The organism is Cryobacterium sp. TMS1-13-1, from assembly GCF_004403125.1.
Taxonomy (GTDB): domain Bacteria; phylum Actinomycetota; class Actinomycetes; order Actinomycetales; family Microbacteriaceae; genus Cryobacterium; species Cryobacterium levicorallinum.
Window position 1 is genome coordinate 104145 of the sequence record NZ_SOGX01000008.1, and the last position, 12465, is coordinate 116609.

The following is a 12465-nucleotide window of genomic DNA, read 5'->3' on the forward strand; positions in this document are numbered from 1 at the left end:
CACGACCTCTTTCGTTGCACAATTTTGTCCTCCTCAGTCTACGTGGCGAGGTGGTCGCGGGGCTGCGAGCGCGCTGCGTGCGGGGTTGCGTAGGGGAGGTTACCCGCCAGCGACCATGTCGGCAAACCGGGAGTAGTGGCCGTGGAAGGCGACCGTGACGGTACGGGTGGGGCCGTTACGGTGTTTGGCCACGATGAGGTCGGCCTCGCCGGCTCGCGGGTTGTCTTTCTCGTATGCGCTCTCGCGGTGCAGCAGGATGACCATGTCGGCGTCCTGCTCGAGCGAACCTGATTCTCGAAGGTCGGAGATGGCCGGCATCTTGTCGGCGCGTTGCTCCGGACCACGGTTGAGCTGGGACAGCGCGATCACGGGAACCTGCAGTTCTTTGGCGAGCAGCTTGAGCGCCCGCGAGAATTCACTGACCTCCTGCTGGCGCGATTCGACCTTCTTACCGCTCGTCATGAGCTGCAGGTAGTCAATGATGACCATCTTGAGCCCCACCCGTTGCTTGAGACGGCGGCACTTCGCCCGAATCTCGACCAGGGTCATGTTCGGGCTGTCGTCAATGTACAGCGGCGCATCGTTGATGCGACCACGGGTGGACGCGATCGTGGTCCAGTCGCGGGCCTCGACAGTTCCCTTGCGCATGCTCTGCAGGGGAACGGATGCCTCGGCTGCGAGCAGACGCATCGCAATTTCACTGCGCCCCATTTCGAGGGAGAAGAAGATGCTGGGCATGTTGTTGTGGATCGAAGCCGAGCGCGCGAAGTCGAGCGCGAGGGTGGACTTTCCCAGTGCCGGACGGGCCGCGACGATGATGAGCTGGCCGCCGTGGAATCCGTTGGTGAGTTCGTCAAGGTCAGCGAAGCCGGTCGGTACGCCGCTCATCTGGCCGTCTTTGAGCTTGGCCGCCTCGATCTCCTCGATGGCGGCGGTGACAGCATCGGTCAGCGGAACGTAATCTTCGGTTTCGGTGCCGCCGGTGACCGAGTAAATTTCGGCCTGGGCGGTGTTGACGAGGTCGAGCACCTCGCCCTCGCCGGCGTAGCCCATTTGAGCAATGCGGGTACCAGCCTCGACCAGGCGGCGCAGCAGGGCACGCTCAGCCACGATCGTGGAGTAGAAGCCGGCATTGGCTGCCGTGGGCACGAGGCTTGTGAGGGTGTGCAGGTAGTCGGCACCACCGGCCCGCGACAGCTCTCCGAGTTTGGTGAGCTCGTCGGTGACCGTGATGACGTCGGTGGGCTCACCCTGCGCGTAGAGCGAGAGAATGGCATCGAAGATGATCTCGTGCTTGGGAATGTAGAAGTCCCCGCCGCGCACGGTCTCGACGACATCGGCAACGGCGTCTTTACTGAGCATCATGCCACCGAGGGCGCTCTGCTCGGCCAGCAGGTCGTGTGGCAGGGCACGCTCCGACTTCCAGGCTTCAGCGGGCCGCTCGCCTCGATTTTGGTCGACTGCGCCGCCGCGGGCTGACGAAGCGTACTCGTTTGACGCTGGCTGGTTGGCCAGGCCCAGGTGAGCGATCGACACTCGGTACCTCTTTCTTCGTGCACTTCGGAGAATCCGTGTGCTTTCAGGTGTATCAGGACCCACCGACACGGGCCACGATGCACCAGCTTGAGCTGGAAACCGCCACTGCATCACCCTAGGTAGGTAGCAGCGCCCCCCACAAACCCCCTTGTGGATAACTCTGTGGAGAATCTGCGCGAAACGCCGTGCAGATTGTGCAGAACCTGTGCACTCAGTTGTGGATAAATAGTTGAACTGAGTCACATAAATAGCTTTGATCAGCAATTTTGTTGATTATCAAGGCTGTGAATAAAGTAGCCTCAACCAACCGTTGAACCTTGACGAGACGAATGCTCACCTGTGCACAAAAGCGTTGCGTCTACCCCGACAAAATGTCTCTTAACGCCACATAGCGGAGGGTTCCTTTCGGAACCCTCCGCTATGGAAGAGGCAAACGTGCCGGTTACTCGCGGAACCGGCAGTGACCTTACTTGGCTGCGACGACCACCAGGGTGATCGTGGCGCTGAGCTCGTCGCGAAGACGAACCGTTGCCGTGTGCTCACCGGTCAGCTTGATCGCGGTGAGTTCAATCTTGCGCTTGTCGACCGTGCCGAGACCGGCGGCTGCAACGGCGTTAGCCACATCCGTGGTCTTGACCGAACCGAACAGACGTCCGCCGGCGCCGGCCTTGACGACCAGGGTGACCTTGGTGTTCTCAAGCTTGACCTTGAGCGCCTCGGCCTCTTCGAAGGTGGCGTGCTCGCGCGCTGCGCGGGCTGCCTTGATCTGCTCGATCTGCTTCTCGCCACCGCGGGTCCACGCCACAGCGAAGCCCTTGGGAACGAGGTAGTTACGAGCAAACCCGTTCTTGACGTCTACGACGTCGCCGGGTGCACCGAGGCCGGAGACCTCATGCGTCAGAATCAATTTCGACATTTGGTTTCCTTACCGGCCTGAGCCTGCGTAGGGCAGCAAAGCCATTTCGCGGGCGTTCTTGACGGCACGGGCGATGAGGCGCTGTTCCTGAACGGAAACGCCTGTGATGCGGCGGGCGCGGATCTTTCCGCGCTCGGAGATGAACTTGCGCAGGGTGGGGACATCTTTGTAATCAATGACACCAACCCGAATCGACTTCGCGGGAGCGGCGTTCTTGCCACCCTTTGCTCCGCGAAGCGGCTTGCGGCGGTCGCCGCTCGACTTTCCAGCCATGATTTCCTTACTTTCTAAAAGAAGACGTTAGCTCCGCGCGAGGCGAGGCTTAGAAGGGGGTCTCGTCGCTGAAGTTGCCTGGGCTGTTCCAAACGTCCCCACCGGATGCTGCGGGCGACGCAGTCTTGGCGGGTGCGCTGGGAGCCCACGGCTCATCATTGCCCTGGCCACCGGCAGCGGGAGTGCTGCTACGGGGGCCGGACGACTGCGCTCGAGTGAGGGAAGCGGTGGCGTAGCGCAGCGAAGGACCAATTTCGTCGATCTCAAGCTCCATGCTCGTGCGCTTTTCACCTTCCTTCGTCTCATACGAACGCTGCTTGAGACGACCGGAAGCGATGACACGCGAACCCTTGGTCAGTGAACCTGCCACGTGCTCGGCGAATTCACGCCAAACGCTCGCACGCAGGAACAGCGCGTCGCCATCTTTCCACTCGTTGGCCGCACGATCGAACGTACGCGGAGTGGAAGCGATGGTGAAGTTGGCAACCGCCAGCCCGTTCTGCGTGTAACGCAGTTCCGGATCGCTGGTGAGGTTGCCCACCACGGTGATTACGGTCTCGCCAGCCATGGGCTACTTGTCGCTTGCCTTGTCGGCAGCAGCGGCCGGAGCCGGAGCGGCCTTGGCAGCAGCAGGCTTAGCGCCAGCAACCTTCGCGGCCGGAACTGCGGTGGAGGCAGCAGCAACCGGAGCAGCAGCGGCCGGAGCCTCTGCCACAACGGCCTCGGCAACGACCGGCGCGGTATCAACCTTCGGGGCAGCGGCAACCTTGGCGGCCGGTGCTGCGGCAGCTGCAGCAGCAGCGTCGGCCTTGGCAGCAATGACCTTCGGGTTGGCAGCCTTGCGGGCAGCCTTCTCGGCGGCCAGCTTGCTCGCGACGACAACCTGGGCGATGCCCTCTTCGGCGCGGAGCACCTTGGTGCGCATGACGGCCTCGGACAGCTTCAGCTGGCGGTCGAGCTCGACCGTGGCTGAGGCGTTCGCGGTGAAGTCGACAACGGCGTAAATGCCTTCGGTCTTCTTGTTGATCTCGTAAGCGAGACGACGACGACCCCAGACATCAACCTTGTCAATGGTTCCGCCATCGTTGCGAACAACGTTGAGGAACTTGTCAAGGCTGGGAGCTACGGTGCGCTCATCGATCTCGGGATCGAGGATAACCATAAGTTCGTACTGATGCATGACTAACCCACCTCCTTCGGACTAAAACGGCTGCAGACTTTCTGCAACAGGAGGGTTGTGCATGTGCTGCCGGCGCTGGTCCGGGGAATCCGGCACGCAGGCAACCTGCCCAGACTACCGGATGTTGGCAGCTTTTGCCACCGCGCTCCTACCGTTTCCGCCCTGCCCACCACTCCTGCAGCCGGCGGGTGGCTTCCGCGTCGCCCAGCGGACCGTCGTCGAGTCGCTGTTCGAGCAGATACCGGTAGGCCTCGCCGACCTCACGCCCCGGCTTCAGTCCGAGCACGGCCATGATCTGCTCGCCGTCGAGGTCGGGGCGCACGGCACCGAGCTCTTCCTTCTCGTTGAGCTCGGCAATGCGCTGTTCCAGGTCGTCGTACGCGAAGCCGAGCCGGTCGGCCTTGCGCCGATTGCGGGTCGTCACGTCGGCCCTGGTCAGAATGTGCAACCGCTCCAGCTGGTCACCGGCATCGCGAACATAGCGGCGAACGGCGGAGTCGGTCCAGGCGCCCTCGGTATACCCGAAGAACCGTAGGTGCAGCTCGATTAGCCGGGACACCGCGTTGATCGTGTCATTGTCGAAGCGCAGGGCGCGCAGCCGCTTCCTGGCCAGCTTCGAGCCGACCACGTCGTGGTGGTAGAAGCTGACGACCCCGCCCGGTTCAAGTTTGCGGGTGGCCGGCTTGCCAATGTCGTGCAGCAAAGCTGCGAGCCGCACGATCAGGTCGGGTGCCTCCAGGTTGCCGCGGGATTTCTCGTAACCCATCGCCTGCTCGAGTACCGTCAGCGTGTGCTGATAGACGTCTTTATGGTGGTGGTGTTCGTCGATCTCCAACTGCAGGCCGGGAATCTCCGGCAGCACGATCTCGGCCAGTCCCGATTCCATCAGCACCTCTATGCCGGCGCGCGGGTCCGCTGATACGAGCATCTTCGAGAGCTCGTCACCGATACGCTCGGCCGACACGATGCGGATGCTGGCGCACATCCTTTCCATCGCGAGTGCGGTGTCCAGATCCAGCGTGAAACCCAGCTGGCCGGTGAATCGGGCAGCGCGCAGCATCCGTAATGGATCATCTCCGAAGGAGACCTCCGGGGTGCTCGGGGTGCGCAGGCGCCCGGCCAGCAGGTCGTCGATGCCACCGGACGGGTCGACCAGGCTCAGCTGCGGCAGGCGCAGCGCCATGGCATTGACCGTGAAGTCCCGGCGGAGCAGGTCGGGTTCGAGGCTCGTACCGAAGACCACGTCGGGTTTGCGGGTGGTCCCGTCGTAGCTGTCGGCGCGATAGGTGGTGATTTCCACGGTTTCACCGGCCAGGCTCGCTCCGATCGTGCCGTAGGCCCGACCGATGTCCCACTGTGCCTCGGAGAGTGGTTTGACGAGCGCGAGAATCTGATCCGGCGTCGCATCCGTCGTGAAGTCCAAGTCATGCACTGGCCGATCGAGGAACGCATCTCGCACCGGACCGCCGACCAGGGCCAGCTCATGGCCGGCCGCCGCAAATGCGTTCGCCAGACGGGATACCGTGGGAGAGGCAGCCAGGTCGCCCAGTCGTGCGAGGGCTGCCGCGACGCTCTGCATATGCCCATATTAGTTGCCGGCGCGCGGCGCGCAGACGCGGTGCAGGTGGCTTCCGGCTGGCACGCCGTAGAATCCCCCTATGGTCGCCGAGTCAGATTCCGCGCATCGGCCCGCGCTCCCGGCTGCCGCACGCACTGCCGTGCGCCCGGCCCAGCGCACCAGCAGAGCAAGGCGCTTGCGGCCGACGGCGGGGTTACTGGTGGGCATCCTCACCCTGGCCGCGCTGATTCTGACGCCAGTCAGTGGGCTCTCTGCAGCCCAGGCCCAGGCTCCACGGACGGCGGTCGGCACCGCCACGACCGCCGCCGATTCGGTCGGGATCACCATATCCGGCACGAATTCCTCCGAGCTGTCGCCCGGCCAGGATCTGCTCCTTACGGTTGCCGTGCAGAACAATACCGATGCGGCGATTCCGATCGGCCGGGTCGATGTGTACCTCGCCGACCTCGCCCTCACGACCCGAGCGGCCCTCGAGTCCTGGCTCCGCCCGGACGCTGACGCCAATTCGGGCGATCAAATGCTGAGCGTGCCGACTACGCAAGCTATTCCGGCCGGTGCGAACACGAATCTGTCGATCACCGTTCCCGCTGCCTCCCTCGGCTTGACCGACCAGAACGCCTGGGGGGCGCGCGGTGTTGCGGCCATTCTCACGGTCGATGATGTCGTTCGCTCCGAGGGCCGGGGAACTTTTGTCTGGTCACCGGGCAGCGCCACCACCCCGGTCGGGCTGGCGTCGATCATGCCGATCACGACCCCGGAGAGCGCGACCGGCCTGATTACAGCCAAGGCGCTCGAGTCCTATACGAGTTCGGTCGGCCTGCTCTCACGCCAGCTCGATTCCGTGATCGACCTGCCCACGATGGCTATCGCCATCGACCCGCAGATCATCGCGTCCATTCGAGTTCTGGGCAGCAAAGCTCCCGCATCCGCGGTGGCCTGGCTCGATCGCCTTGCCACGGCGAGCAACGACATTTTCCCGCTTGGCTACGCCGACGCCGATATCTCCCTGCAGGCCCAGGCCGGTGCGTCCACCCTGCGCGCACCGACGTCCTTCGCGCAGGCCATCGATCCGAGTTTGTTCGTCGTCCCCTCGAACACTCCCGTTCCCGAGACGACCAGCGACGTGCCGAGCGTCACCTCCCGCACATCCACTCAAACCACGCCGTCACCGACTCCGACGCCCGCCCCGACGGTGACGCCGGGCGAGACGGTCATTCCTACAACCAGTGACCTACTGGCCTGGAACTACACCAGCACGACGATCGGCTGGCCCAGCGCAGGCCAGGTCGCCAGCACCGACCTCGACGTGTTCGCCGCGAGTGGGCTGACCACCACCATCCTCTCCAGCGGAAATGTGGAGCAGTCCGACGTCTTCACCCCGAACACCGCGGTTACCCTCCCCACCGGGCTCGGCCTGGTCAGCGACAGCGCGCTGTCCTCGGCCATTCGTGCTGCCGCCGATGCCACGACCGACCATGACTGGCGGGTCAGCATGTCAGAAGCCGCCTCGCTGCTGGCAATCGTTTCGGCCGAGAACCCGAACTCGGCGCGCACGCTACTGGCCACGTTTGATCGCAGCGGTCCGACCCCCGCCAACCGGGTCGGGCAAACCATGGCCGCCGTGGCCGGTCTTTCCTGGGCGGATGCCGTCTCCCTTCAGGCGGCGCAGGAGTCCACTCCGGCCACCACCGTGACGTTCCAGGACGAGGCAATCGACTCCGGCAGGGTCACGCTGGCCCGTTCCCTGCTCGACCGTGAGGGCGCGGTCGCTGACTTTGCCACTATCCTGGCCGATCCGATCGTGGTAACCGCCCCCCAGCGCCTCGACCTGCTGGCACTACTGGATACCTCGTGGAACGTGCAGTCCTCGGCCTGGGCTGACCATGTCGCGGCCAGTCTGGCGTCATCCTTCGACCTCATGCATGCCGTCACCGTGACTACGCGCGGGCCGATCATCGTCGTCGGTAGCCAGGTCGACCTCCGCATCACCCTCAACAACGCCCTGGAACAGGCCGTGACCGTGCGCACCGAGGTCGTACCGTCGAATGGGCGCCTCGTTGTGGGCGACACACTCGAGACGATCATCCAGCCCAACTCCGCGCAGGCGGTGTCCGTGCCGTTGAGCGCTGCGGTCGGAAACGGTGACGTCGTTCTTCGGGTCACCCTGTTCACCCTGAACGGCACCCCCCTCGGCCAGCCCGCTCCCATCGACGTCACCGTGCGCGCCGACTGGGAAGGCGTCGGCGCGAGCATTTTTGCGATCCTGGTCGTGGGTTTCTTCGGATTCGGTATTTGGCGCAATATCATCAGCCGTCGGCGGGAACACTCCGCCGAGGCATCCGCTGGTGAAAATGCGGCGGGGCAGCTGGCGGTGACCCCCGATGTCTAACACCCCAACCAGCACAGGCGGCAGCATCGGCCGGGCCAGCGCCTTCCTGGCCTCCGGCACGATCGTGTCGCGCCTTCTCGGCTTTGTCAAGCTCATCGTGCTGGCCGGTATGATCGGCCAGCTCGGCGATAGCGCCGATGCGTTCGCGCTGGCCAATCAGCTGCCCAACACCGTCTACGTCATCGTCGCCGGCGGAATCCTCACGGCTGTTCTGGTGCCGCAGATCGTGCGTGCCAGCCAGCACCTCGACGGCGGTACGGCCTACATCAACAAGCTCCTCACCCTCGCCCTGTCGATTCTCGCGGTGACGACGATTCTCGGCACGCTGTTCGCGCCGGCCATCACCGGATTCATCGGCATTAACCTGCCGGCCGACCAAAAGAACCTCGCCATCGCCTTCGCCTACTGGTGCCTGCCGCAAATGTTTTTTTATGGCCTGTACACGTTGCTCGGGGAGGTGCTCAACGCGCGGAAAATGTTCGGACCATTCACCTGGGTTCCGGTGCTCAACAACGTCGTGGCGATCGCCGGCCTGTTGGTGTTCGGCGCCATGTACGGTGCCGATGCCGCCGGCAACCGGGCGGCCGGTGAATTCAACCCGGCCATGATCGCGGTCCTGGCCGGCAGCGCCACCCTCGGCGTGATCGCGCAGGCCGTGGTGTTGTTCTACTTCTGGAAGCGCATCGGCCTGCGCTATCGCCCCGACTTTCACTTTCGCGGCGTCGGCCTCGGAGCCGCCGGCAAAATGGCCACCTGGACCTTCGGCATGCTGCTGCTGACCACCATCGCCGGGATCGTCGAGACGCAGGTCGTTTCGCTTGCCACCGGTGAGGCATCCATTGCGGTGCTCGCCACCGCCTGGCTCATCTTCATGTTGCCGCACTCGGTGATCACCGTCTCCGTCGCCACCGCCTATTTCACCCGCATGAGCGAGCATGCTGCGCTGGAAAAGTTCGATCTGGTCAGAACGGATGCGTCCTCCGCGATCCGAGGCACCACCCTGATCATCGTGCTCGCGACGGCCGTGATCGCCGTGTGCGCGTATCCGTTCGCCGCGGTATTCGTGGCACCGTTCGAGCAGGTTCAGGGCATCGGAAACGTCATCATCGCCTTCATTCTTGGACTGATCGCATTCTGCATCCTGTTCGTGCTGCAACGCACCTTCTACGCCCTCGGGGACACCCGTACGCCGTTCTTCTTCACTCTGTTCCAGGTGGTGCTGATTGTGCTCGGGGTCGCGGGCTGCGCGGGGCTGCCGGTGGAGTGGATCGCGGTCGGGATCGCCCTGGTCATCACCGTGTCCGGCGTGCTCCAGTGCCTGCTGGCCGCCGTACTGCTGCGCCGCCGTCTCGGCGGCATCGACGGCCGACGCATCGTGCGCAGCCTGGTGAAGTACCTCGCCGCAGCGATCATTCCGGTCGGCCTGGGAATCACACTGTTGTTCATTCTCGGCGGAAACGTCGAGGACGGATTTGCCGTCGCGTCCCGACTGACCGCCATCCTCTCTATGCTCCTCATCGGGCTCGTCATGGCCGCGGCGTACTTCGGCCTGCTCCTGGTCATGCGTAGCGCCGAGCTGACGGCCTTTCTCGCGCCCCTGCAGCGGCGCCTGGGCCGGTAAGGCCTTCGGTCCGGACACACGGCTCAGCGCTCCCGTGAGCGCTTCAGGATAGTCTTCCGCCAGCTGAACACCGCCTCGCAAGCTGAGAGGGCGTGGAATAGCATCCGATTAGGATGTGTTGTATCGAAATGTGAGGCGGGATATTGCCCGTCTCGCCCCCCCCACTGCAAGGAGCGTGCGCGTGCGTCAGATCATCATCATCGGTTCAGGACCGGCCGGTTATACCGCGGCGATCTATGCCGCCAGAGCCAACCTCAAACCGCTTCTGATCGCCAGCTCCGTTGAGGCCGGCGGCGAATTGATGAACACGACCGATGTTGAAAACTTCCCGGGTTTCCCGGAGGGCGTGCAGGGCCCCGATTTGATGACCAAGATGCAGGAACAGGCCGAACGGTTCGGCACCGAGGTCGTCTACGACGACGTCGAGTCGGTCGACCTGTCCGGCCCGATCAAGACGGTCACCCTCGGCAATGGCGATGTTGAACAGGCGCTCACGGTCATTTTCGCTACCGGTTCCGCCTACCGCAAGCTCGGTCTCAGCGACGAAGAGCGTCTGTCCGGCCGCGGCGTCTCCTGGTGTGCCACCTGCGACGGCTTCTTCTTCAAGGGCAAGGAAATCGCCGTCATCGGCGGCGGCGACTCGGCCATGGAAGAAGCAACGTTCCTGACCCGGTTCGCCTCCAAGGTGCACGTCATCCACCGCAAGGGTGAGTTGCGCGCCTCCAAGATCATGCAGGAGCGTGCCTTCGCCAACGACAAGATCGAGTTCATCTGGAACTCCGAAGTCGTCGGCATCACGGGCGCAGAGGCCGTCGATGGCCTGACCCTGCGCGATACCGTCTCCGGTACCGAGACCAGCCTCCCGGTCGGTGGCGTGTTCGTGGCGATCGGCAACGACCCGCGCACCCACCTCGTGCACAAGCAGCTTGACCTCACCCCCGAGGGCACCATCGCCGTCGCAGGCCGGTCGTCACTGACCAGCCAGCCGGGCGTGTTCGCGGCCGGTGACGTCATCGACTCCAGCTACCGGCAGGCCATCACCGCAGCTGGCTCCGGCTGCGCGGCCGCTCTCGATGCCGAGCACTACCTCAGCACACTTTCCCAGAACCTGCTGGCCTCGGCCAGCGAACCCGAGCTCGTTTAATTTACCCAAGAAGGAGATACACATGACTACACGCGCTGTAACAGAGGCCAACTTCGACCAGGAAGTCATTAACAACGAGAAGACCGTGCTGGTGGACTTCTGGGCCGAGTGGTGTGGCCCCTGCCGCGCCGTCAGCCCGATCCTCGACCAGATCGCGGCCGAGAACTCGGACAAGATCGACATCGTCAAGCTCAACGTCGACGAGCACCCGGCCCTGGCCGCCAAGTACCAGATCACCTCCATCCCCGCGATGAAGGTCTTCCAGAAGGGCGAGGTGGTCAAGACCGTTATCGGCGCCAAGCCGAAGCCCCAGCTGGAGAAGGATCTGGCCGATTACCTGGTCTAACTGATCCACCGCACCACCGACCCGCCCGGTTTCGACCGGGCGGGTTTTTTTGTGCCCGGTGTCACCCCATACGATGAAGTGAACAGCAGAACGGATGTGACGTGACAAATCAGGGTTCCACTGACGTCAGCGCTGTGCAGTCAAGTACTGTACAGGCCGGAAACAACCTCGACCCGTGGTACCACCACTACGCCGAACGAGCCGCGGGCCTGAAGGCCTCCGAGGTCCGTGCTCTCTTCGCCGTGGCCTCCCGCCCCGAAGTGGTGTCGCTGGCCGGCGGCATGCCGTACGTTGCGGCACTGCCCGAGGACCTCGTCATCAACGCCATGGACCGGGTCATGCGCGAGAAGGGTGCCACAGCCTTACAATATGGCTCTGGTCAGGGAATTCCATTATTGCGCGAGCAGATTCTCGACGTCATGGCGCTCGAAGGAATCAAGGCCAACGCCGATGATGTCGTCGTGACAACCGGCTCCCAGCACGCCCTCGAACTGGTCAGCAAACTATTTCTCGACCCCGGCGATGTCGTCATCTCCGAGGGCCCCAGCTACGTCACCGCCATGGTGATCTTCAAGTCTTACCAGGCCGAGGTCGACCACGTTCCGATGGACGAAAACGGCCTCATCCCGGCCGCGCTGATCGAGCACATCGCTGCCCTCAAAGCTGCCGGGCGCACGATCAAGTTTTTGTACACGATCCCAAGCTTTCACAACCCGGCCGGGGTCACCCTCAGCTGGGAACGCCGTCTGGAAATTCTCGAGATCTGCCGGTCGAACAACATCCTGGTCCTCGAGGACAATCCATACGGCCTGCTCTATTTCGACAAGCCAGCCCCGGATGCGATCCGCTCGCTCGAGCGCGACGGCGTCGTCTACCTGGGTACCTTCTCGAAAACCCTCGCCCCCGGCTTTCGGGTCGGCTGGGCGCTCGCCCCTCACGCGATTCGCGAGAAACTCGTGCTCGCCAACGAAGCCGCCGTGCTCTCCCCCAGCTCGTTCACGCAGATGGTCATCTCGGAGTACCTCTCCACGGCCGATTGGAAGGGCCAGATCAACACCTTCCGCGGCGTGTACCACGAGCGCAAGAACGCCATGCTCTCGGCGCTCGACGAGTACCTTCCCGACCTCACCTGGACCGACCCCACCGGCGGCTTCTACGTCTGGGTCACCCTGCCCGAACAGCTCGATTCGAAAGCCATGCTGCCCCGCGCGGTGAAGGAACTCGTGGCCTACACGCCCGGAACAGCCTTCTACGGCAACGGTGATGGTCGCCAGAACATGCGGCTCGCCTTCTGCTATCCCACGCCGGACAACATTCGGGTGGGTATCCGTCGGCTCGCCACGGTGATTCGCGGCGAACTCGACCTGCTCGACACTTTCGCCGGAACGGGCGCGCTCGGCGCAGCACCCGACCGGCCCGGAGCCAGGAATCAGCGCTTCGCTGGCCCGCCGGCCAATATCTCCTAAATTCACCACCTCACC

At 63.8% G+C, this 12465-nt stretch carries 10 protein-coding genes and 1 pseudogene; 5 read left to right on the forward strand and 6 right to left on the reverse strand.

Going from position 1 to position 12465, the window contains the following annotated elements; genetic code table 11:
* Window positions 1-99: 99 nt before the first annotated feature.
* The 6 genes and pseudogenes from dnaB to E3T31_RS07400 form a co-directional block, all read right to left on the reverse strand.
* Window positions 100-1407: a replicative DNA helicase gene (gene dnaB, locus E3T31_RS07375; RefSeq protein WP_369828705.1), complete on the reverse strand. Its 1308-nt coding sequence runs from the start codon at window positions 1405-1407 to the stop codon at window positions 100-102.
* Between the two features lie 595 nt (window positions 1408-2002).
* On the reverse strand, window positions 2003-2452 hold the full coding sequence (gene rplI, locus E3T31_RS07380) for a 50S ribosomal protein L9 (RefSeq protein WP_092110565.1): 450 nt from the start codon (window positions 2450-2452) through the stop codon (window positions 2003-2005).
* A 9-nt stretch (window positions 2453-2461) separates the two neighbouring features.
* Window positions 2462-2725, reverse strand: a complete 264-nt coding sequence (rpsR, locus tag E3T31_RS07385; protein WP_035835236.1) for a 30S ribosomal protein S18 — start codon at window positions 2723-2725, stop codon at window positions 2462-2464.
* Window positions 2726-2774: 49 nt separating this feature from the next.
* A complete protein-coding gene (locus E3T31_RS07390; RefSeq protein ID WP_134468167.1) occupies window positions 2775-3293 on the reverse strand; it encodes a single-stranded DNA-binding protein in 519 nt (172 codons plus the stop codon).
* A gap of 243 nt (window positions 3294-3536) precedes the next feature.
* A pseudogene (gene rpsF, locus E3T31_RS18285) lies at window positions 3537-3905 on the reverse strand (30S ribosomal protein S6); the annotation flags it as partial.
* Window positions 3906-4053: 148 nt separating this feature from the next.
* Window positions 4054-5484 carry a CCA tRNA nucleotidyltransferase gene (locus E3T31_RS07400; RefSeq protein WP_134468168.1) on the reverse strand — a complete coding sequence of 477 codons (1431 nt, stop codon included), beginning with the start codon at window positions 5482-5484 and terminating at the stop codon, window positions 4054-4056.
* Window positions 5485-5563: 79 nt separating this feature from the next.
* On the opposite strand from E3T31_RS07400, the gene E3T31_RS07405 reads away from it, so the two are divergent.
* The 5 genes from E3T31_RS07405 to E3T31_RS07425 all read left to right on the forward strand — a co-directional run bounded on the left by E3T31_RS07405 (window position 5564) and on the right by E3T31_RS07425 (window position 12450).
* On the forward strand, window positions 5564-7873 hold the full coding sequence (locus tag E3T31_RS07405; protein ID WP_134468169.1) for a DUF6049 family protein: 2310 nt from the start codon (window positions 5564-5566) through the stop codon (window positions 7871-7873).
* Window positions 7866-9494, forward strand: coding sequence for a murein biosynthesis integral membrane protein MurJ (gene murJ, locus E3T31_RS07410; protein WP_134468170.1), 1629 nt, complete (start codon window positions 7866-7868; stop codon window positions 9492-9494). Before E3T31_RS07405 ends, murJ begins: the two co-directional genes overlap by 8 nt.
* A 181-nt stretch (window positions 9495-9675) precedes the next feature.
* Window positions 9676-10638 carry a thioredoxin-disulfide reductase gene (gene trxB, locus E3T31_RS07415; protein ID WP_092448008.1) on the forward strand — a complete coding sequence of 321 codons (963 nt, stop codon included), beginning with the start codon at window positions 9676-9678 and terminating at the stop codon, window positions 10636-10638.
* A gap of 22 nt (window positions 10639-10660) precedes the next feature.
* A complete protein-coding gene (gene trxA / locus E3T31_RS07420; protein WP_134468171.1) occupies window positions 10661-10984 on the forward strand; it encodes a thioredoxin in 324 nt (107 codons plus the stop codon).
* A gap of 101 nt (window positions 10985-11085) precedes the next feature.
* Window positions 11086-12450 carry a PLP-dependent aminotransferase family protein gene (locus tag E3T31_RS07425; RefSeq protein WP_241977736.1) on the forward strand — a complete coding sequence of 455 codons (1365 nt, stop codon included), beginning with the start codon at window positions 11086-11088 and terminating at the stop codon, window positions 12448-12450.
* Window positions 12451-12465 lie beyond the last annotated feature (15 nt).

Coding starts and splice junctions, on each gene's coding strand:
- rplI (WP_092110565.1), bottom strand. CDS start 2,452: ATGTCGAAATTGATTCTGACGCATGAGGTCTCCGGCCTCGGTGCACCC.
- rpsR (WP_035835236.1), bottom strand. CDS start 2,725: ATGGCTGGAAAGTCGAGCGGCGACCGCCGCAAGCCGCTTCGCGGAGCA.
- E3T31_RS07390 (WP_134468167.1), bottom strand. CDS start 3,293: ATGGCTGGCGAGACCGTAATCACCGTGGTGGGCAACCTCACCAGCGAT.
- E3T31_RS07400 (WP_134468168.1), bottom strand. CDS start 5,484: ATGCAGAGCGTCGCGGCAGCCCTCGCACGACTGGGCGACCTGGCTGCC.
- E3T31_RS07405 (WP_134468169.1), top strand. CDS start 5,564: ATGGTCGCCGAGTCAGATTCCGCGCATCGGCCCGCGCTCCCGGCTGCC.
- murJ (WP_134468170.1), top strand. CDS start 7,866: ATGTCTAACACCCCAACCAGCACAGGCGGCAGCATCGGCCGGGCCAGC.
- trxA (WP_134468171.1), top strand. CDS start 10,661: ATGACTACACGCGCTGTAACAGAGGCCAACTTCGACCAGGAAGTCATT.